Annotated in this window: 16 protein-coding genes and 1 other annotated feature; all 16 genes read right to left on the bottom strand. The window is 53.2% G+C overall.

Translation table 11 applies throughout. The annotated features are described in order from the left end of the window. Window positions 1–5: 5 nt before the first annotated feature. Window positions 6–2,621, bottom strand: coding sequence for a valine--tRNA ligase (locus ACX93W_RS00165; RefSeq protein WP_459391967.1), 2,616 nt, complete (start codon window positions 2,619–2,621; stop codon window positions 6–8). A gap of 209 nt (window positions 2,622–2,830) precedes the next feature. Next, window positions 2,831–3,102: a binding site (T-box leader), on the bottom strand. A 315-nt stretch (window positions 3,103–3,417) separates the two neighbouring features. Beyond that, window positions 3,418–4,833: a LysM peptidoglycan-binding domain-containing protein gene (locus ACX93W_RS00160; RefSeq protein WP_459390305.1), complete on the bottom strand. Its 1,416-nt coding sequence runs from the start codon at window positions 4,831–4,833 to the stop codon at window positions 3,418–3,420. 88 nt (window positions 4,834–4,921) lie between these two features. Beyond that, window positions 4,922–5,845 (bottom strand): RluA family pseudouridine synthase, encoded by a 924-nt coding sequence (locus tag ACX93W_RS00155; protein ID WP_459390304.1) that lies wholly within the window; start codon window positions 5,843–5,845, stop codon window positions 4,922–4,924. Window positions 5,846–6,043: 198 nt separating this feature from the next. Then, window positions 6,044–7,348 carry a glutamate-1-semialdehyde 2,1-aminomutase gene (hemL, locus tag ACX93W_RS00150; RefSeq protein ID WP_459390303.1) on the bottom strand — a complete coding sequence of 435 codons (1,305 nt, stop codon included), beginning with the start codon at window positions 7,346–7,348 and terminating at the stop codon, window positions 6,044–6,046. Beyond that, window positions 7,345–8,349, bottom strand: a complete 1,005-nt coding sequence (gene hemB, locus ACX93W_RS00145; protein WP_459390302.1) for a porphobilinogen synthase — start codon at window positions 8,347–8,349, stop codon at window positions 7,345–7,347. The genes hemL and hemB overlap by 4 nt, the downstream gene beginning before the upstream one ends. Before the next feature lie 34 nt (window positions 8,350–8,383). After that, on the bottom strand, window positions 8,384–9,922 hold the full coding sequence (gene cobA, locus ACX93W_RS00140) for a uroporphyrinogen-III C-methyltransferase (RefSeq protein ID WP_459390301.1): 1,539 nt from the start codon (window positions 9,920–9,922) through the stop codon (window positions 8,384–8,386). Then, window positions 9,915–10,883 (bottom strand): hydroxymethylbilane synthase, encoded by a 969-nt coding sequence (gene hemC / locus ACX93W_RS00135; RefSeq protein WP_459390300.1) that lies wholly within the window; start codon window positions 10,881–10,883, stop codon window positions 9,915–9,917. Before hemC ends, cobA begins: the two co-directional genes overlap by 8 nt. Beyond that, complete coding sequence (locus tag ACX93W_RS00130) at window positions 10,873–11,544, bottom strand: precorrin-2 dehydrogenase/sirohydrochlorin ferrochelatase family protein (RefSeq protein WP_459390299.1); 672 nt, start codon at window positions 11,542–11,544, stop codon at window positions 10,873–10,875. The genes hemC and ACX93W_RS00130 overlap by 11 nt, the downstream gene beginning before the upstream one ends. An 18-nt stretch (window positions 11,545–11,562) precedes the next feature. Further along, window positions 11,563–12,375 (bottom strand): cytochrome c biogenesis protein CcsA, encoded by an 813-nt coding sequence (gene ccsA / locus ACX93W_RS00125; protein ID WP_459390298.1) that lies wholly within the window; start codon window positions 12,373–12,375, stop codon window positions 11,563–11,565. A 62-nt stretch (window positions 12,376–12,437) separates the two neighbouring features. Further along, entirely contained in the window at window positions 12,438–13,808 is a 1,371-nt protein-coding gene (gene hemA, locus ACX93W_RS00120) for a glutamyl-tRNA reductase (protein WP_459390297.1), read from the bottom strand. Window positions 13,809–14,104: 296 nt separating this feature from the next. After that, the gene (gene yihA / locus ACX93W_RS00115) at window positions 14,105–14,740 is read right to left on the bottom strand and encodes a ribosome biogenesis GTP-binding protein YihA/YsxC (RefSeq protein WP_459390296.1); all 636 of its coding nucleotides are present in this window, start codon (window positions 14,738–14,740) and stop codon (window positions 14,105–14,107) included. Beyond that, the gene (gene lon / locus ACX93W_RS00110; protein WP_459390295.1) at window positions 14,737–17,250 is read right to left on the bottom strand and encodes an endopeptidase La; all 2,514 of its coding nucleotides are present in this window, start codon (window positions 17,248–17,250) and stop codon (window positions 14,737–14,739) included. Before lon ends, yihA begins: the two co-directional genes overlap by 4 nt. Window positions 17,251–17,287: 37 nt before the next feature. Continuing rightward, entirely contained in the window at window positions 17,288–18,991 is a 1,704-nt protein-coding gene (gene lonB / locus ACX93W_RS00105; protein ID WP_459390294.1) for an ATP-dependent protease LonB, read from the bottom strand. Between the two features lie 127 nt (window positions 18,992–19,118). After that, window positions 19,119–19,535 carry a DUF1801 domain-containing protein gene (locus ACX93W_RS00100; protein ID WP_459390293.1) on the bottom strand — a complete coding sequence of 139 codons (417 nt, stop codon included), beginning with the start codon at window positions 19,533–19,535 and terminating at the stop codon, window positions 19,119–19,121. Window positions 19,536–19,724: 189 nt separating this feature from the next. Further along, the gene (ispG, locus tag ACX93W_RS00095) at window positions 19,725–20,834 is read right to left on the bottom strand and encodes a flavodoxin-dependent (E)-4-hydroxy-3-methylbut-2-enyl-diphosphate synthase (protein ID WP_459390292.1); all 1,110 of its coding nucleotides are present in this window, start codon (window positions 20,832–20,834) and stop codon (window positions 19,725–19,727) included. 256 nt (window positions 20,835–21,090) lie between these two features. Further along, a complete protein-coding gene (clpX, locus tag ACX93W_RS00090) occupies window positions 21,091–22,347 on the bottom strand; it encodes an ATP-dependent protease ATP-binding subunit ClpX (RefSeq protein WP_459390291.1) in 1,257 nt (418 codons plus the stop codon). Between the last annotated feature and the right edge of the window lie 12 nt (window positions 22,348–22,359).

The following is a 22,359-nucleotide window of genomic DNA, read 5'->3' as shown; positions in this document are numbered from 1 at the left end:
CCCCGTCAGCCGCGAAGCTCCGAAATACGCGCCAGAACCTTGTCGCGCTTCTCCGCATAATCATTCATCTTGGCGCGTTCTTCTTCAATGACTTTGGCAGGCGCTTTGGCAACAAACCCTTCATTCGCCAGCTTTTTCTCCACGCGTTGAACCTCGGCATTCAAATGGTCCCGTTCCTTCTCCAGGCGCGCAACCTCTTGGGCGATGTCGATCAATCCCGCAAGCGGCAAATAAAGCTCTGCGCCCGTCAGAATTGCGGTCATCGCTTTGTCAGGAGCGGCAATGGCCGTATCGATTTCCAGCAGCGATGTGCCGCAGAATCTCTGGATAAAGACCTCGTTCCGCTTCAGAATCGCCTCTTCGCCATCGCCAACAGGTTTGATCAGCAGTTCGACCTTTTTGCTCATTGGCACGTTTACTTCGGCGCGGATGTTGCGGACCGAACGAATCATGTCCATCAGCAGCTCCATTTCGCTAACGGCGTCCGGCGCCTCCAGCGCTGGATCATAAACCGGCCACTCCGCCAGCGTAATGGTGTCGCCCACATGCGGCAGATGCTGCCAGATTTCTTCGCTGATAAACGGCATGAAGGGGTGGATCAGTCGCTGGGTGCGATCCAGCACGTACGACAATACCGATTGGGTTGCGCGTTTGGCATCCTGATCGGAACCGTTCAGGCTGAGTTTGGAAAACTCAATGTACCAGTCGCACAGATCATCCCAAATAAAGTTGTACAATACGCGGCCGGTTTCACCGAACTCGTAGCTGTCGATCATGCGAGTTACGTCCGCCACCGTTTCATTCAGACGATGAAGAATCCAGCGGTCCGCCGTACCCAGCTTCACGTTGATATTGATATCCTCCGCCGTAAAACCTTCCAGATTCATGAGGGCAAAACGGGAGGCGTTCCATATTTTGTTGGCAAAATTGCGCGCCTGCTCCACCTTCTCAAAGCGGAAGCGCAAATCCTGCCCCGGCGTACTGCCTGTGGAAATCATAAAGCGCATAGCGTCTGCGCCGTATTGTTCGATAACCTCAAGCGGATCAACGCCGTTGCCCAGCGACTTGGACATTTTTTGTCCGTCCTTGTCGCGAACGAGACCGTGCATCAGCACGTCCTTAAACGGCATTTCGTCCGTAAATTCCAGAGCGGTAAAGATCATTCTCGACACCCAGAAATAAATGATGTCGTAACCCGTTACCAGCACGTTTGTTGGATAATAACGCTGGAGATCTTCGGTTTGCTCCGGCCAGCCAAGCGTCGAAAACGGCCATAGCGCAGAACTGAACCAGGTATCCAATACGTCGTTGTCCTGGAATAGATGATCGCCTTCCGGATTTTCGCGGGAAACGGTAATTTCTCCGCTGTTCTCGTCGTACCAGGCCGGGATGCGGTGACCCCACCACAGCTGTCTGGAAATACACCAGTCGCGTACGTTTTCGATCCAGTTCAAATAGACTTTTTCAAAACGTTCCGGTACAAAATTGACGCCTTTGCCGGATTTTTGCGCTTGAATGGCTGCTTCCGCAAGAGGTTTCATCGCAACGAACCATTGCGTGGACAAATACGGCTCAACAACTGCGCCGCTGCGCTCGCTATGGCCGACTTGATGGAGGTGGTCCTCGATGAGAACGCAAACGCCTTGCTCCTGCAGGTCGCTAATCAGCTTTTTGCGGCATTCAAAGCGATCCAGCCCCTGATACGGGCCTGCTTCCTCATTCATCACGCCGGATTCGTCCATAACGATAATTTGCGGCAGATCGTGGCGTTGTCCCACCTCGAAGTCGTTAGGATCATGCGCGGGCGTAATTTTGACCGCGCCGGAACCAAATTCCTTCTCTACGTATTCGTCGCCGATAATAGGAATTTCGCGGCCCAAAATCGGCAGCACGATAAAGGAGCCGATCAGATGTTTATAGCGCTCATCTTCGGGATGAACGGCAACGGCGGTATCGCCCAGCATCGTTTCCGGCCGCGTCGTGGCAACCGTAATGGTGCCCGAGCCGTCCTTCAGCGGATATTGCAGATGGTACAGGTGACCGTTAACTTCCTTGTGCTCAACTTCAATATCCGACAGCGCGGTGCGCGCAGCAGGGTCCCAGTTGATTATTTTTTTGCCGCGATAGATCAGGCCTTTTTCGTACAGACGTACAAAAACTTCCCGAACCGCCTTGGACAAACCTTCGTCCAGCGTAAAACGCTCACGGGAATAGTCCAGGGACAAGCCCATCTTGGACCATTGATCGCGAATGGTATCGGCGTATTGATCCTTCCATTCCCACACTTTCTCCAGGAATGCTTCACGGCCCAAATCGTGACGCGACAAGCCTTGCTCGCGGAGCTTTTTCTCCACCCGCGTTTGAGTCGCTATGCCGGCGTGATCCGTTCCCGGAAGCCAAAGCGCGTCATAACCCTGCATTCTTTTTGTACGGATCAGTATATCCTGCAGTGTAAAATCCAGCGCGTGCCCGATATGAAGCATGCCGGTAACGTTGGGCGGCGGAATAACGATTGTATAGGGCTCGGCATCGGGGCGTTTACCCGCTTGAAAATAATTGCCGTCAACCCAATATTGGTACCATTTTTGCTCGGCTGCTTTGGGGTCGTAAGTTGTAGGCATCGCCGATGTTGGTTTTGCATTGGCAGGCGCCCCCGTTTCCGGGTCGGCCGTTTTCAGTTCATGCTCTGACATGGAATTCATCCTCCAAACATTATTCTGATATAAGAGGTGGTTCAAAAAGTCCAAAGCAGACTTCTTGAACACGTACTATGCGCGGTGGTTCTGCGATTGCAAAACGCCCGAAAAAAACAAAAAGACCCTTCATCCCGATAAAGGACGAAAGGTCATGCTTCCGTGGTACCACCTTTGTTCCGCAAGATTAAAGCATATGCGGCGCTCAAACAGATAACGGCTGCAGCCGGCCTGAACTAAACCCAAAGGACATGACTGAACATCATGCAGTCAATATGATCTTGACTCGGGAAATCATACAGGCAACTCCGGGGCGACCCATAAACAGCTACATCCTGCGGAACCTCTCAGCGCAACGCTCCCGCTCTCTGAAGGCTTGCTGTTTATTATTCCCCTTCAATGTTATTCTACATATATTGCTATATCATAACGTTGTTTTTGCCTGTAGTCAACTTTCATTTCGGCTGAATTCCATATTCGACGCCGGCCATGCCGCCAGGCATGACCCGCAATGGGAAGCGAACTTTTTGAGCAACCTCGTATAAAAAAAGCTCAAAAAGTTCGCTTTTCAGTGCCGAGAAGATGGAATGAAGCCAGGAATAGAGGACCGGAGCGTAGTGATAGCTACGTGAGGACCGGATATTTCGGCTGAATTCCATATTCGACGCCGGCCATGCCGCCAGGCATGACCCGCAATGGGAAGCGAACTTTTTGAGCAACCTCTTTAAGGGATGTAGAGTAGTTGGCCTTCCTCTACCGCAGACTCATGCAGCCGGTTGTGAATCAGAATCTCGCGTGGATTCAAGCTGTAGCGGGTTGCAATCTGCTCCAGCGTTTCCTCTCGCTGCACGATGCACAAGCGGATTTTCCGGAATTCGTTGCCTTCCGAAGGTTTGGCAAGAAACAGCTGCTTCCATTGTATCTCGTCCTCGGGCGCGGTTTTACGGGCGTTTTCCTCCGCTTCCTGCTCGCTGCTTTGCTGCTGCGCCGCTTCACGCGCCGCCTGCTCGCGCTTGCTGGATTGAAGCAGCGTTCGAAAGCCCAAACCTTCCTGCTGTTCACGTTCCGTACCCGGCGCTGGCTTGCTGGCAAAAGCAATCTGTACCTCCTGCCTTCTTCCAACCGCTTCCGTTTCCTGACTCTCCCTTGCCTCTGCATCCTGAAACTCGCTAGCAGCCTGTAAAATATCTCCTTGGGGCTCGTCAGTGCCGGCGCCAGGCTGATAGGGATCTGGTTCCCGGATAGTTTCGGATGTTTCATGTGCCCATTGCTCGGCTTGAGTCCATTGTTCGGCATGCAAATGCTGTTCTTCGGCGTACGCAGGGGTTTCTTCCGGCGGACGGACAGTTTCCCCTCCGCCATCATCGGTTTGCTCCCATCCCGATGTACTTTGGTCAACCTCTTCCACAGCCTCGGTCTGATGCGTTTGCCGATAATCATATCCCTGCCAGCCGTATGGAGAACCTTCCCCGCTATTTCCCCCCCAAGCTGCAGGATTTACGGTGTTTTGCTGCGCTTCTTGTTCCGCTATGGCGTTCCATTGAAGCCAGCCGCCCTCTTCGCGATTTCCCGGTTCAATCACAATTTCAGCGCCATACTGTTCTTGCCCGTTCTCGCTATAGTTAAATCTTGCGGCTTCTTCGTCGCTATTTTCGGTTATGTAGGATTGCTCCTCTGGTTGCGCGCCGATAACCGCGGCTTGATCGCCATCTGCGAATTCTCTCTGATGAACCGCCGTAATGGGCTCATCCTCCCACTGCTGCTCTTCTAGAGGTTCGACGGATATTCCCCGGAGCGACAGCACCCCCGTAATATTGAGTGTTCTTGCCGAAATCAGGTCCACATCGAAGTTATCGATTTCAATCGAAATGTCATCAAGTCTGGATACCCGATTCATCGGCAGAGAAATCTCTACCGGAATCCAATGCTCCAGGGTCAACGGACCTGCGGCTCCACCAGCGCTGCGATATACGCCGCTCAGGAGCAGCTGCCCTTTCAGAATTGCTTGATCCCCCTGGTCGATCACCTGAATTCGGGGCACCAGCTCGATTTCCTCCAACTCGTCTATTGCAGCAACGTCATCCGGCAAATGCACACGCTCGTACACATCAAAGCGCAATCCGTCGCTTCCACTCGACATGCCACAGTCCTCCCTTCTCATACTGAATGCTTGGTCTGGCCTACATTCACTACTTATCTATATGGGAGAAGCCGCCTGGTCATGACAGTCAATTTGCGCGAAGTCCAAGCCTTTTCGTCAGCCCGTCAAGCCAATGAGGCCAAGGCGATGACACATTGCAGGCTTCGCCTGTTAGAGGATGGGGAAAAATAATCTTTTCGCCATGCAGCGCTTGGTGGGGCAGCAGCTCGACTCGCCCGCCGTATAAGGCGTCGCCTACCAGCGGATGGCCAATATGACTCATGTGAACGCGAATTTGATGCGTTCTGCCCGTTTCCAGAGTGAGCCGGAGCAGGGAATAGCCGCCTTGCCGGGCTATGCATTCATAATGAGTTACCGCAGCTTCGCCTCCCGGCGTTACCCGTCTCCTGCCGGCCTTATGCCTGTCCTTTCCGATAGGCGCCTCCACGGTTCCTCGCTCCGACTTGGCCATGCCATGTACTACCGCAATGTAATGCCTGCCGATGTCTTTACGCCGCATTGCTTCGTCCAGCCTCAGTTGGGACAGATCATTGGTGCTGTACAGTACCGGACCCGACGTGTCGGCATCAAGCCGATGGATATGTCTGGCGGGCAGAGGGTCGCCTTTTATGGCCAAATACGCAGAGGCCGCTTCGTCCAGAGTCCCCTTTTGTCCTTTGACGGATTCGTGGACGGGCATTCCGACGGGTTTGTTCATAACAAGGCAATAATCATCGCTGAAGAGCGCTCCCGGCAGCTGATCCAAACTCCCTGCCACGGCCCTTGCTCCTGTTCCTGCCATCGCTCCGCTACTCTTTGGAGGAGGGAAGGCATGCAAGAGAATCCTCCCCTCCGGGGACCAGGCAATGCCGCCAATTGAAAATAATCCATTAATCCACTTCGGAGGAAATGGCGCTGCCGAAAGCAGCCATTGCCGCACCGCATGAGGATGGCTGCCTGGTTCCGGCGCCGCCGGCCAATCGTTATTAGCCGCACGAAGACGCAATTCCATCCATTCCCCCTTCCGTGACGCTCCTTCAATAGGTCCGTTTAAGCGCATCTTTGGGCAAGCTCCCTTCTCTTTGAACTCCATTCGCCACGATCGTCATAAATAAAGCGGCGCAGTGGCGATTTGACCGCTGCGCCGCTTGGCTCGGCAAAATGATTATAACATTCGCAATGAAGCAGCTTATGAGCTGAACAGGCTGCCTTATCGCTCCAACCGGCTCAGCGCCTCATCATTCGCCGCAATCGTTTCATCCAGATCGGCGTCGCTGTGGACCGCGGATACAAACATGCCTTCGAATTGAGAAGGGGCAATACTGACGCCAAGCTCCAGCATGGAGGCGAAATATGCTTTGAACTGCTCCAGGTTGGAAGATTTGGCTCCTTCATAATCGGTTACGGTTTGTTCTGTGAAAAACGGACAAACCATGGAGCCGACACGGTTAAGGCTCATCGGAAGGCCATGCTTGGCCGCATTGGCAATAAATCCGGAAGCCAGCCGCGCAGCGCTTTTCTCCAGCGATTCATACACCTCGGGCGTCAGCAGCTTAAGCGTAGTGTACCCTGCCGCCATCGCGAGCGGATTGCCCGACAAAGTGCCCGCCTGATAGATCGGTCCGCTTGGCGCCATCATCTCCATCAGCTCGCGTTTTCCGCCATATGCGCCAACCGGCAAACCTCCGCCAATGACTTTGCCAAAGCAGGTCAAATCCGGCGTAATCCCGTATAGCCCTTGGGCGCAGCCGTAGCCTACGCGGAAACCAGTCATTACCTCATCAAAAATAAGCAAGCTGCCATATTGCGTCGTCAAGGACCGCAGCCCCTCCAGAAAACCGGGCTGCGGAGGCACAACGCCCATGTTGCCCGCAATCGGCTCCACGATTACGCAGGCAATCTCTTCGCCGAATTTTTGAAAGGCCAGCTTGACCGATTCCAGATCGTTGTAGGGCACCGTAATCGTGCCTGACGCTACGCCTTGCGGCACGCCAGGGCTATCGGGAAGGCCAAGAGTAGCGACGCCTGACCCTGCTTTGATCAGCAAGCTGTCGGCGTGGCCGTGATAGGAACCTTCGAATTTCAAAATTTTCGCGCGGCCTGTGTAGCCGCGGGCAAGTCTCAACGCGCTCATCGTTGCTTCCGTGCCGGAATTGACCATCCGGACAATGTCGACGGATGCCACTCTTTCGACAACCAGCTCCGCCATCAGCGTCTCGAGCTCCGTTGGAGCGCCAAAGCTGGTACCCCTTTCGGCCGTGCGCTTGATTGCTTCTACCACCTCGGGATGGGCATGGCCCATAATGAGGGGTCCCCAGGAGGCGACGTAATCGATGTATTCGTTGCCGTCGATATCGTAAACCCGGCTTCCCGCCCCGCGCTCCATATATACCGGCGTCAAGCCAACCGATTTGAACGCTCGGACTGGGCTGTTGACGCCGCCCGGTATTACCTTTTTGGCCCGGGCAAACGCTTCAACCGACTTTTGCTCCGATTTTCTTCCGGCTCCGCTCATTGAAGCTCCTCCCCTCTAAGCCAACGCGATGCATCCTTGGCATGATACGTAATGATGATATCCGCTCCCGCACGCTTCATACCGGTCAGCGTTTCCAGCACGATGGCGCGTTCGTCCAGCCACCCGTTAGCCGCAGCGGCTTTCACCATGGAATATTCCGCGCTGACGTTGTACGCGACAACCGGCAGGTCAAACTGCTCCTTCAGCATGGACAGCACATCCAGGTAAGCAAGCGCAGGCTTCACCATCAGCATGTCCGCGCCTTCGGTCACATCGGATTCTGCTTCGCGCAGCGCCTCGCGTTTGTTCGCAGGGTCCATCTGATAGGTTTTGCGGTCGCCAAACTGTGGCGTGGAATGAGCTGCTTCCCGAAACGGCCCGTAAAAAGCGGAGGCGTATTTAACGGAATAGGACATAATCGCAACCTCGTGGAAGCCGGATTCGTCCAGCCCCTCGCGAATCGCCGCTACAAAACCGTCCATCATATTGGAGGGCGCAATGATATCCGCTCCCGCTTCTGCCTGGGAAACTGCCGTTTTCACCAAAAGGTCCAGCGAATGGTCGTTGTCGACAACCGCTATTCCCGTTGCTTCATCCTGATGCACAACGCCGCAATGGCCATGGTCGGTAAACTGGCACAGACAGGTATCCGCCACAACAACCAGCTCAGGAGCCCATTCCTTGATCAACCGGATTGCTTGCTGCACAATGCCGTCGCTGGCAAATGCGGAGGAACCTATAGCATCCTTTGTTTCCGGAATGCCAAAAATCAAAACGGATGTAAGGCCCGCCGCAACAATATCCTGAATCTCCTCACGCAAACGGTCCAGCGAATAGTGGTAAACGCCAGGCAGCGATGAAATTTCTTCTTTTACATTTTCGCCGCAAGTGACAAAAATAGGATAAATAAAATCGTGGCTGGTAAGCATCGTTTCGCGCACAAGGCTGCGAATGCCCGCCGTCCGCCTTAACCGGCGGTGTCTTGTAATGGGAAAACTCATGTTCAAATCTCCTCCTCAAAGAGTGGTTGTCTCTTTATCCTCTCCGATAATGGACAATGGCGTCAAGCAGCCCTTCCAGCGTCGACTGCTCGGCTTCAACGGCAATGGATAGTCCGGCTTGCTCCATGCTTTTGGATGTGATGGGGCCGATGCTTGCCAGGGGGATGTCCGCCAGCAGTTTCTCGGGCGCATCAACTCCCTTAAGGCGCAGCAGCTCAAGCAGATTGGCAACGGTGGACGAGCTTGTAAAAGTAATCATATGAATGCCGCCTTCGCGCAGCCATTCCAGCGCCATATCTCCTTGCCCTTCAGCCATTACGGTTTCGTAAACATCCAGCACGACAGGCTCCACGCCCCGTTTCTTCAGCTCCTCCGGCAAAAGCTCTCGCGCCAGGTCGCCTCTTGGCAGCAATGCGCGTTCCCCAGGGACAAGCCACTGCTCCAGCTTCTCCAGCAGCGACTCCGCATGGAATTGAACCGGGAGCTCCTCCGCGATCAGCCCGCGCTCGGCGAGCTCCTCCGCTGTTTTGGGCCCAACGGCGACAATTTTTGCTCCGTGGAAACGCCGGACATCAATCCCCAAACGCCGTAGATGACGGAAAAAGTATTCCACGCCGTTCACGCTTGTAAACATCAGCCAACGAAAGCTCTCCGCTTCCTCCAAGGTTTTCCTGATGTTTTGCAGCACGTCCGGATCCTGCGGCTCTCTGATCTCAATGACAGGAAATTCGCATGGCTCGCCGCCGAGCTCTTCGATTTTTTCGGCAAGCTCGCTTGCTTGCGCCCGAGCTCTGGTGACCATGATGCGCATGCCAAAAAGCGGCTTACGCTCATACCATGCCAGCTTGTCCCTCTGCAGCACAACTTCGCCAACCACAATAACGGCCGGCGGTTCAAAGCCGGCTTCCTTTACGCGGTCTTCGATATTTTGCAGTGTGCCGACCAGCGTCCGCTGCTCCGGCCGCGTGCCCCAACGCACCAAAGCAACCGGCGTTTCCGGAGGCCTGCCGTGGCGGATCAACTGGTCCGCGATATAGCCGATTTTGGCAACCCCCATCAGGAACACCAGCGTGCCTGTGGCATTTGTCACTTTGTCCCAATGAATGGATCGGTCAAGCTTATCAGGGCTTTCGTGGCCTGTAATAATGGACAGCGACGAAGCCAATTCTCTGTGCGTAACCGGAATGCCCGCATATGCGGGCACCGCGATGGCGGATGTAATGCCAGGCACGATTTCAAACTCCACTCCGTTGTCGTACAGCAGCTCGGCCTCTTCCCCCACGCGGCCAAAAATGGTGGGGTCTCCGCCTTTCAGGCGAGTGACCGTTTTGCCTTGAAGCGCAAGATCTACCAGCAGCTGATTGATTTGCTCCTGCTTCATGGTATGGCGGTCCGGCAGCTTGCCAACATAAACCAGCTCGGCTCCCGGACGCACATGCTGAAGCAACCTTGGGCTTGCCAGTCGGTCATAAACGACAACATCGCATTTTTTCAGGCACTGCAGGCCGCGCACGGTAATCAAACCGGGATCTCCGGGTCCTGCGCCCACCAGATAAACGGTTCCTTTATTCATGCTGTCCCCCGATTTCCGCCAAAATGGCACCGGCTCCGCGCGCAATAAGCTCCTCCGCAACAAGCCTTCCCAACTGCTCCGGGTTCCGGCCTTGCCGGGTTTCCTTCAGCAGCAGCGAGCCGTCGGGATGGCCGACCATGCCCGTCAGTTCCATCAGCGGGCCTTCATCATCGCGGTCGGCAATGACCGCGTATGCGCCAAGCGGCACTTGGCAGCCCCCCTCCAGCGTCCCCAAAAAGCTGCGCTCGCACCGCACGGCAAGCTCCGTATCGATGTCATTCAACAAGGAGAGCAGTTCCTTAACGTCGCTGTCGCTCTCCCGGCATTGAATGCCTAGCGCACCCTGTCCAACGGCCGGCACGCATACATCGGAGGAGAGAGTAGCCGATATTTTTCCTTCCCAGCCCATCCGGCTTAGGCCTGCTTCCGCCAGCACGATAGCGTCGAAACCTTCCTCCTTCAGCTTGCGGATGCGGGAATCAATATTGCCCCGAATGGATTCCAGCTTCAGGTCGGGACGAAGATGCTTGAGCTGACTTGACCGTCTCAGGCTGCTTGTACCGACTCTTGCGCCGTTTGGCAATGCATCCAGACTGTCGCCTTCCTTCATGATCAAACAGTCGAACGGACTAACCCGTTTGGGGACCGCGCCGTTTATCAATCCTTCCGGAAATGCGTAAGGCATGTCCTTCATGCTATGTACAGCCAAATCGATTTCGCCCTCCAGCAGAGCGCCTTCGATTTCCTTCACAAACAGTCCTTTGCCGCCAACCTTGGACAAGGTCACATCCAATATGCGGTCGCCTTTGGTAATGATTTTCCGGATTTCAAACCTGTAAGGCAACCCGTTGGCTTCGCAAATCGCCTTTAATTGATCAATTACCTGACCGGTTTGCGTCAGCGCCAACGCGCTTTGTCTCGTTCCAACTACAATGATACGCTCCTGCTTCTCACTCTTCATGGCTATCCAGCCTTCCTTCTGTCCTCGTCAGCAGTTCTTTCAACCATTGCTGCGGGTGTATGGCCTTGCTCCAATCCTGAAGTGTTTCCTCCGCCGCGAGCCGCAATACGCTGCGGCGCAGCTCCCTGTCCGGAATCGCGGTTTTTGCGTAATACCTCAGCGCCCTGAGACGCCGGAGCGCAGCCCCGGCCTCATGACTAAATCGGGACTCCAATTCCCCTTTGATCAAGCTGGCCAGCGCGGGGCTGGCGCCACCAGCGCTAACGGCAATCGTCAGCTCGTCCCGGCGAAGCACGGAAGGCGTTATAAAATTCCCTTCGTCACCCCGATCGGCCCGGTTGCACCATATGCCTCGCTTCTCGGCTTCATTCATAACGTCAAGATTGACGGCGGGACTGGATGACGCGGCAAAAACGAGGAAAGCGCCGTCAAGGTCATCCGGCACAAATTCTCTGCATATGTAGTTCAGCCGCCCCGAATTGTTTAGCTCAACAATACCCGGAACGGCATGGGGACTAATCAAAGTTACTTTGTCGGCGCCGCCTTCCATCAGTCCCTTCAGCTTGCGTTCCGCCACTCCGCCGCCGCCGACCACAACGATCAGCTTGCCTTGAATGCGCAGCGAAACGGGATAGGCGGGATTAAAGGATGCCCCTTCCACCAAAGCTCTCCCCCTTACCTAATGAAACGATGAAAACGAATTGGATACCAGATTCAGCAGCAGGACGGCAAAAGCGCCAAGATAAAGCTTGGCGAGCTGCTGGCCCGGCCTTCTGTTCCTTGACCGCTCGATCACGTAATACACAAACATGGCAAGCGCGGCAAAGGAAGAGATCACCTTCCAGTCCAGCAGGAGCCGCATCTTCCCTTCCACCAGCAGCGAAGCGACGGCAATCGCAAGCGACAAGGCAAGCAGCGGCAAGCCGATAGCCGCTGCGCGTTCCATATATCGCTCGATACTGCCGAGTCCGGGAAACCGCTTTAATCTCTGCGACCATTTTCTCTGCTTGAGCCGATGATGCAGGAACAGATACATGCCAGCAAACAACGCGCCTATCGTAAGCGCGGCATAAGCGCACAGCACCAGGCTGATGTGGACATAGAGCAATTCTCTGGTCGTTTGCCATACTTCCACATTCAAACCTTCCGACTGCTGGCTGTAAAGATTAAGCGCAAGGACGGCAAATCCGACGACGTTGACAAAAAAAACAATATAATCTATCGAAAAAAAACGGCTGATCACCAGCGAAGTCGTAATGAGCAGCCATGAAAAAAAGAGCCAATACTGAATTGCGGGCAAATTGGGGTAGTCATAATAAGAGATAAGCTTCATCACGAGATACCCTGACTGAAGAACCCATACAAAAACAAGCAGCCCTGCGCCAATCCGCTTTGCTCTCCGGCTTGCATTCATAAAGTCGGAGAAAAAAAACAGAAGGCTCAGGGCGTATAGATATAAAATAGCATCATAGATCCAATTAGCAGTTCCCATAACCCCTCCACAATACAGCCATGCCATGCGATGGCGGCGGAAATCGCCTGGACCGGGGCAGGCTAAGGTCGAACAAGCGCCGGCGCAGCGACACGGGTATGGATCGGTTTCGCTTGCGCAGCGGCGGAAGGCTCCGGCGTGGACACGCGGCTTTCTTTTTGCGACAGCTCTTCCTCAAGCGCAAACAGCTTAACAAACATATCCATTGCTTCATCGCCTTTTTTCTCGCCAGCCATCTCTTTAATGCGTAAAATCGGATCCTGCAGCATCTGATTCACGATGCTTTTGGTAAGCTTGCGGATAACCTTCAGTTCGTGCTCCTCCAGGTCCGGAAGTTTGTTGCTCATGGAAATCATCGTTTCCTCATGAATGTCTGCCGCCTTGGTCTGCAGAGCGCGAATGAGCGGCACGACGCCAAGCGTCTTGTACCATTGGTCAAACAACCGCTTTTCGTCCTGTATCATAACCTCGATTTTTGCGGCTTCCTGCCGGCGCTGTTCCAGATTGCTCTCCACGATGCCCTCCAGATCGTCGATATCGTACAGAAAAACATTTTCGACGGTTGATATGGCGGGATCAAGATCCCTTGGCACAGCGATGTCGATCATAAACATAGGACGCGACTTGCGGCCAGCCATTGCTTTTTCAACATGCTCACGATTCAGTACAAAACCTTCCGCTCCCGTGGAGCTGATTACGATATCCACCTCGTGCAGCTTATGGATCGCCTCCTCCATGGAGCAAGGCACGCCGTTAAATTTGTCGGCCAGCTGCGCCGCCCGCTCAAACGTGCGGTTAACAACAATTACGCGATCCGCTCCGTTTGCGTACAGATGTTTTGCGGCAAGCTCGCCCGTTTCGCCCGCGCCAATGATCATAACCCGCTTGCGGTTAAAACGGCCAAAAATCTGCTTGCCCAGCTCGACAGCCGCATAACTGACGGATACGGCAGCTTCGCCGATCATCGTTTCGGAATGAGCCCGTTTCGCCATCGTAATCGCCTGCTTGAACAACATGTTAAAGACGGTCCCTGTCGTTTTTTTGCTTTGGGCGAGCAGGAAAGCATTTTTAACCTGGCCAAGAATCTGCGTTTCCCCGATAACCATGGAATCCAGGCCGCTGGCCACTCTGAACAAATGATCAATCGCCTTTTCATCCTCGTACATATATAAATGGTTCGTAAACTGCGCTCTTGGCATATTGAACCATTTTTCCATAAAGCTGCGTATATGATGTCCGCAAAGCTGATGTCTGTCTACTACAGCATACAACTCTGTACGATTGCAGGTTGCCACTATGACACATTCCATAATGCTTGTTGTTTCAATAAGCCCTTGCAGGGCAGCCGGCAGTTCCTTTTCCGCCAAAGCGAATAATTCTCTCACTTCGACTGGAGCCGTCCGATAATTCAATCCCACTGTGATAATGTGCACGCGTGATCACCCGCCTTTCCTGCAGAGTTGTACCAATGCCAATCTCACGAAATATTATATCACAGTTCGACAAACATAATGGCAATATATTTGACCAATGTTTGAAAAATACCTCTCCATTATTCCCCTTTCTCGCAAAGAAATAACCATGGAGCGTTCTCCATGGTTATTTTCTGTGTCGCGTATTATTTGTCACAAGCCGTTTGGGGCGTGTCAGCAAACCCGCTCAGGGTCATCTTTAACCGACTTTTGGCCCCTGCGGAGTTTTCATACGCTCCAAGGTTCATCAATTTTTCTTAAGATTGACTATTCTCGTCTGCTTCAAGGTTTTCCCCGTCCACTTCTTCCTCTGAGATGGCTTCGTTAATGACCGCCCACAGCTGATCGCGACCAAGTCCCGTCTCCGACGAAAATAGTACGACGGTATCCTCAGGCTCGACCTCGAGCGTTGTTTTGATCATTTTGATATGCTTGTCCCATTTGGATCTCGGAATTTTATCCGCTTTGGTCGCTACGATGCAGGTCGGGATTTGAAAATGCTTCAGCCATTTGTACATCAGCTGGTCATCCTTGGAAGGCTCGTGCCGAATATCGATGACAAGCAGTTGCAGCTTGTGCGGCTCGCGCTCCTGCAGATAAGTTTCAATCATCGTACCGAATTGCTCGCGCTGCGTTTTGGATACTTTTGCGTAACCGTAACCGGGAAAATCCACCAGATATAATCCATTATTAACTCGGTAATAGTTCAATTGCTGGGTTTTTCCCGGCTGGGAGCTGGTCCGCGCCAGATTTTTGCGCATGATCAATTTATTGATCAGCGAGGATTTCCCGACGTTGGAGCGCCCTGCCAGAGCAATTTCTGGCAAGGCGTCCTCAGGATATTGATGCGGTTTGACCGCGCTTATAATAAATTGCACGTCTCTAATAATCATGAGAGGGGTATACCCGCTTTCTCCGCTGCAAGCTCCGATGCAGGCAATAACGCATGCTGAAGCACTTCGTCCATATGCCCTACCGGCACAAAGGTCAAATCATCGCGCACGCTATCGGGAATATCCCGCAAGTCGCGTTCGTTGTCCTTTGGCAGCAATATTTTTTTGATGCCCGCGCGGTGTGCGGCAAGCGATTTTTCTTTTAACCCGCCGATTGGCAAAACGCGTCCGCGCAGCGTAATTTCTCCCGTCATCGCAACTTCCTTCGCTACATGGCGGTTAGTAAGCGCTGAAATGAGCGCCGTGGCGATCGTAATGCCGGCGGAAGGGCCGTCTTTAGGGATCGCCCCTTCAGGGATATGAATATGAATATCATTTTTTTCATGGAAGCCAGGGTCGATTCCAAGCTCCACCGCTTTGGAGCGCGTGTAGCTGAAGGCCGCCTGCGCGGATTCCTTCATGACATCGCCCAGCTTGCCTGTCAGCGTCAGCTTGCCGCTGCCCGGCATAATCGTAACTTCGATAACCAGCGTATCGCCGCCTACTTCCGTCCAGGCAAGCCCCGTAACAGCCCCGATCTGGTTTTCGCTCTCCGCCAGACCGTAGCGGAATTTGGAAGGTCCCAGCCATTCCCTGATTTTCGGAATGTCCACAACCTGCCGGATTTGCTCCTGCAAGCCGTTCTGACCGGTGACAGCCTCGTTTGCGTGTTGCGCATCGGCTTCTCCGTCCCCAGCCATTGCAGCGATTTCGCCTTCGGCAGCTTGCTCGCCGGCTTCACCGCTTTTGGCCAGCTCCGCGTTATTCACCCGCTCGCCTTGCATGGAAACAAGCTGCTTGGCCGCCTTGCGGCAAATCGCCGCGATCTGTTGTTCCAGATTGCGGACGCCCGATTCCCTCGTATACTCGCGAATCAGGAGCAGCAGCGCGTCGTCCTCGACTATGAGACCGTCTTCCTCCAGGCCGTGTTCCCGCTTCTGCTTGGGCAGCAAATAACGAACCGCGATTTGCTCCTTCTCCAGCTCTGTATAACCCGGGATGTACAACACTTCCATCCGGTCCAGCAAAGGACGCGGAATGTTGTGCAGCGCATTGGCCGTCGTTACGAACATCACGTTGGAGAGATCAAACGGAACCTCGATATAATGATCGCTAAACGTATTGTTTTGCTCCGGATCGAGCACCTCAAGCAAAGCCGAGGAAGGATCGCCCCGGAAATCGGAAGCCATTTTGTCGATTTCATCCAGCAGGAAGACGGGATTGAGGCTGCCTGCCGTTTTCATGCCCTGCATGATGCGGCCAGGCATCGCGCCCACATAGGTGCGGCGATGGCCGCGTATTTCGGCCTCATCCCTCACCCCGCCAAGCGAGATGCGGACAAATTTGCGTTCCAGCGACTTAGCAATAGAACGCGCCAAGGAGGTTTTGCCGACGCCAGGAGGGCCAACCAGACACAGGATAGGACCCTTCAGCTTTTTGACCAGCTGCTGCACGGCCAGATATTCCAGCACGCGCTCCTTCGGCTTCTCCAGACCATAATGGTCTCCGTTTAAAATATCCTCAGCCTTCGACAGGCTGAGATCGTCCTCCGTCATCTTGCTCCATGGCAAAGCAAGCAACCAATCGATATAATTGCGAACGACTCCGCCTTCGGCCGAAGACGGCGGCATTTTTTCCAAACGGTCGATCTCTTTGCTGACCTTCTCATAGACGGCTTCCGGAACACCCGCATTTTCCAGCTGGTTCCGCAGCTCCTCGGCTTCGCCGGCGCGGCCTTCCTTATCGCCAAGCTCCTTCTGAATCGCCTTCATCTGCTCTCGCAGATAATATTCCTTCTGCGTCTTTTCCATCTGCTTTTTGACGCGCTGATTGATTTGCCGCTCCAGCTCCAGCACCTCTCGCTCATTATTCAGCAGATCCAGCAGCCGCTCCAGTCGGGCCGCAACATCGATTGTTTCCAAGATGTCCTGCTTATCCCTGATTTTCAGAGACAAGTGACTCGTAATGACATCCGCAAGCCTGCCGGGTTCATCAATATCGGAAACCGCGGCATAGGTTTCGGGAGTCACTTTTTTGGAAAGCGAAATATAATGCTCGAACTGACTCAGGACGGAGCGCATTAGCGCGTCCACTTCGGGATCGTCGCTTTCCGATTCCGGCAATTCCTTGACTAAAACCTCATAAAACTCCTCATTGTCCAAATAGCTCTGAACCTCTGCGCGCACAACTCCCTCAACCAGCACTCTGATGGTGCCGTTGGGCAGTTTCAGCATCTGCCGGACCTTTGCAATCGTCCCTACCTTGTAAATATCTTCTTCGGTAGGATCCTCTATATTCACCTCGGACTGCGAGCAAAGCAAAATCATATGGTCGTCTACCATCGCGCGGTCTAGCGCGCGCACCGATTTTTCTCTGCCCACATCCAGATGCAGAACCATGCTTGGATACACGAGCAGTCCTCTAAGCGGCAGCAGGGGCAGCCGGCGCCCCCTTGATTTTCCAGGCCCCATACCAGCACCTCCATTTCTTAACGTCTACCCCATTTTATCACTCAGCGGAATCCGCCTGCAAATAGGGGACAGAAGCCGGCATGAATAAATCGCTTTGAAGGGGCGTTTCGACCGCTTCCCGATCGATTTCGGACTGGGGAAAAACATGCTGGAACACCTCATCCACACGGTCAACAGGAATCACTTTTAACCCTTCCAAACCTTCAAAAATAGCCTGCCAGTTCTCACGCGGCACAATAACCCGCTCTGCTCCTGCTTGAAATGCAGCTTCCACCTTTGCAAGCACGCCGCCAACCGGCTTGACGTTGCCGTGTATGCCTACCTCGCCCGTCATTGCAAGCTTATTGTCGATTGGCAATCCCCGTATCGCGGATGCGATGGCAGCCGCCATGGCAATGCCCGCCGAAGGCCCGTCAATAGGCGTGCCGCCGGGAAAATTGATATGAAGATCGTAATGCTGGGGCTGCAGCCCAAAGCGGCGCAGCACAGTCAACACGTTTTCGACGGAACCTTTGGCCATGCTTTTGCGACGCAGCGTTCGGGACCCGCCGCCTAATTCCTCTTCGTCGACAACGCCCGTTATCGTAAACTGGCCTTTGCCGGAGACGGCCGGAATAGCGCTGACTTCGATTTCCAGCAACGTACCCATGTTGGGACCATACACAGCCAAGCCATTTACAAAACCAACTTGAGGCTCTGCCGGCACTTTCCGGTCGGGGCGCGGCGGAATTTGGCTGCTGTTAACTACCCATTCAATATCTCCGGCGCTAATGGTTTCCCGTTTTTCCGATAAAGCGACGCCCGCGGCCAATTGAATGACGTTTACAGCCTCACGCCCGTTAGTGGCGTATTTTTTGACTACCTCAACCGCGCCAGGGCAAGGCGGAAAGCCGATTTTTTTGACGGCGTTTTTAGCGACCTCCGCTATTTCTTCCGCTAATAATGGACGGAAATAAATCTCCATGCAGCGGGAACGAATAGCCGGAGGAATTTCCTGCGGCGAACGGGTAGTCGCCCCGACCAGCCGAAAATCGGCAGGCAGGCCATTTTGAAAAATATCGTGAATATACAACGGAATATTGGTATCTTCCGAGTTGTAATACGCGCTTTCCAGAAAAACCTTTCGATCCTCCAGCACCTTTAACAGCTTATTCATTTGCACGGGATGCAATTCACCGATTTCGTCAATGAACAAAATACCGCCATGAGCCTTCGTTACGGCTCCTTGCTTGGGCTGGGGAATGCCTGCGACCCCCATAGCTCCCGCCCCTTGATAAATGGGATCATGGACCGATCCGATCAGCGGGTCGGCAATGCCCCTTTCATCAAAACGCGCAGTGGTCGCGTCGATTTCCGTAAATTTGGCCTCCGGCAAAAACGGAGATGACGGATTTTTTTTGGCCTCCTCCAAAACAACACGCGCCGCTGCCGTTTTACCGACGCCGGGCGGCCCATAAATAATGACATGCTGCGGGTTGGCGCTGCAAAGCGCCGCTTTAAGCGCGCGAAGCCCATCCCGTTGGCCGATAATGTCACCCATCGTTTGCGGCCTTGTTTTCTCCGCCAGCGGCTTCGTCAATGAAACCGACCGCAGCTTTCTCAGTTTATCCATTTCCTTGCGCGATTCCTTATCGACTACCGAGCGGTTGGCTTTCTGGTTGCGCAGCAAATTCCAAAAGTACAACCCGATTACAACCGCAAAAAAAACTTGAATTACCATCAATACAATGCTTAAATTCACTGGTATCCGCTCCTCTCTTACGCCCATTCATTCCGCAGGCATCCGTATTATGACAGTATTGCCCCATGAGAGTGGGAATAATCGCAAGGAGAGGCTTCAATTCCAAAATTTCGATCATCGTAAGGAATCAACCGTAAACGCTTTTCAGAAACTGCACAGAATGACGGATGAGCTCTTGCAGAACGGAAGTATCAATATCCGAAACTTTGTTAATATAAACGCAAGCTTTGCCCGACGTGTGCTTTCCCAGCTTGTCCAGCAGTTCGCTCCGCGCTTCGTCGCCTGGAGCGAAGTAGAGGCTGATCTTTCCTTTTCTCGGCGAAAATCCAACGAGCGGAGCATCTCCTTCATGCCCTGAAGCGTATTTGTAATGATAGGAACCAAACCCGATTATGCTGGGTCCCCACATCTTTGCTTCAAAACCCGTCGTTTCCGTAAAAAGGTCCAGGAGCCGATAAGCATCCTCCCGTTTTTTGTCCGATTGAACCTGCTCTATAAATTCGATCACGCTGTTGTCGTTTACGACCGTTTTCAACTCATACATACTCGTCACCTCTCCTTTATGATTGCCCTCGCGACCATTACAACCAACTTGGTATGCCGCAAAATGCAAAAAGACACCTTATGAGGAGGAACTGAGTTACTCCAGCAGAAGGTGCCCATGTTGCGCAAACATGCCTGTGGCAAATTGGCGTCGAATATGGCATTTGGCCGAATTTCCGTTGCACGCTGCTTACGCGTGGGCGTGTTTGCTCCGGCCCGGAATTTCACCCGTTTCTTCAAAAACTTTAACGATAATGTCAATTTCCTTTTTCAGCTCGTTAAGCAGCTCCGCCTCGGGAACTTTACGAACCAGTTCGCCGTAACGGAACAACATGCCTTCGCCACGCGCCCCCGCAATCCCGATATCCGCTTCGCGCGCTTCACCCGGGCCGTTAACGGCACAGCCAAGCACGGATACTTTAATCGGAACTTTGATTTTGGAAATGTATTCCTCAACCTCGTTGGCAATGGAGAACAAATCAATGTCGAGTCGTCCGCATGTCGGACAGGAAACCAGCGTTGCCGCATTCGTAATTAAACCGAATGTTTTCAACAGCTCGCGGGCCACCTTGATTTCTTCAACAGGATCCGCGCTAAGGCTGATACGAACAGTATTTCCGATGCCCATTGCAAGCAACGCGCCGATGCCTGCGGAGCTTTTGATGGTGCCGGAATGAAGCGTTCCCGCCTCCGTAATGCCAAGATGAAGCGGATATTTGATTTTCTCCGCAGCCATCCGGTAAGCGGCGAGAGCCATTGGCACATCGGATGCTTTGAGCGACACGATAATATCGTGGAAGTCCAGCTCCTCCAAAATGCCGATATGGAACAAGGCGCTTTCCACCATCGCTTCAGGCGTAGGATATCCGTATTTCTCCAACAGGTGGTTTTCCAGAGAGCCGGCGTTAACGCCGATCCGAATAGGAATCCCCCGTTCCTTGCAGGCGTTGACCACAGCTTCTACACGCTCGCGGCGGCCGATGTTGCCGGGATTGATGCGAACTTTATCAATGCCGTTTTCGATCGCGAGGAGCGCAAGTCTGTAATCAAAATGAATATCCGCTATAAGAGGGATATGAATCCGTTTTTTGATCTCCTTGATAGCAGCCGCGGCTTCCTTGTTGTTAACGGTAACCCGTACCGCTTGGCAACCGGCTTCCTCAAGGCGAAGAATTTCCGCAACGGTGGCTTCAACATCCGCCGTTTTGGTTGTGCACATACTTTGAATTATGACTTCATTACTGCCGCCGATTGTCAAATCGCCGACTTTAACCGCTACCGTATCCTGGCGTAAATACATAGGCAATCTCTCCCATAAGAGTAGCTCTGTTTTTATCCCGAAACGTCAAATTCCACCCCATGACCAAGGCTTCCAACAGCCTTCATCACAGGGTGGATACCTTTTAGAGGTCGTTCAAAAAGTCCACTTTCATCTTCCCGGTACTGAAAACCAGACGATTTGAACTCGCACTTTAAGCTTCAGACGTGACATTTCCCCCGCCAACAACTTGCGCTTATCCCTGAGAGACAAGCCGCAGCGAAAGGGGCTTACGTCATCAGGCGCTTTCTTCCTTCTTTTTACCTTTTTTGGCTGTCAGTTCAGGCATAATTTTGTCCTGAACGGATTTTTCGGTGATGAGGCAAGTGTTGACATCATCACGCGAAGGCACCTCGTACATCACGTCAAGCATGATGCCTTCGATAATCGCGCGCAGGCCACGGGCGCCCGTGTTGCGCTTGATGGCTTCCTTGGCAATGGCGTCAAGGGCAGCCGGCTCGAAGTCAAGCTTCACATTGTCCATCTCCAGAAGCTTCTGGTATTGCTTAACAAGCGCGTTTTTTGGTTCGGACAAAATGCGAACCAATGCCGGCTCATCAAGCGGCTCCAGAGTAGAGATGACTGGCAAACGTCCAACGAACTCCGGAATCAGGCCGAATTTCAGCAGATCCTCAGGAAGAACCATGGAGAGGTATTCGCCAGCTTTAAGATCCTTTTGCGTATCGCCGCTGGAATTAAAGCCAATGACTTTTTTGCCAATCCGGCGTTTGATCAATTGCTCCAGCCCGTCAAACGCGCCGCCGCAAATGAACAGGATATTGGTTGTGTCGATTTGGATAAATTCCTGATGCGGGTGCTTACGGCCGCCTTGTGGCGGAACGGATGCAACCGTGCCCTCCAAAATCTTCAGCAACGCTTGCTGTACGCCTTCGCCCGAAACATCGCGCGTAATGGACGGATTCTCCGACTTGCGAGCTACTTTATCAATTTCGTCGATATAAATGATGCCCCGCTCTGCCTTCTCCACATCATAGTCGGCTGCCTGGATCAGTTTAAGCAGAATGTTCTCAACATCCTCGCCTACATAACCGGCTTCCGTCAGCGAGGTAGCATCAGCGATTGCAAAAGGAACATTGAGGATTTTTGCCATCGTTTGCGCCAGCAGCGTTTTACCCGAACCCGTTGGGCCCAAGAGCAAAATGTTGCTCTTCTGCAGCTCTACGTCTTCGATTTTGCTGCCGGAATTGATGCGCTTGTAGTGGTTGTAAACCGCTACGGACAACGATTTTTTGGCAGCTTCCTGACCGATTACATAGGAGTCCAGAATGGTGCGGATATCTTTTGGCTTAGGAATATCCTTCAAATCCAACTCTTCTTCGTTGCCCAGTTCCTCTTCTACGATTTCTGTACAAAGTTCGATACATTCATCGCATATATAGACGCCGGGACCGGCGACAAGCTTGCGAACCTGATCCTGCGATTTGCCGCAGAACGAACATTTCAATTGGCCCTTCTCATCATTGAATTTAAACATGCACTCACCCCT

The organism is Paenibacillus sp. CAU 1782 (assembly GCF_054551715.1).
The sequence above is the reverse complement of the archived record's forward strand: the minus strand, read 5'-3'. Positions and strand labels throughout refer to the sequence as shown.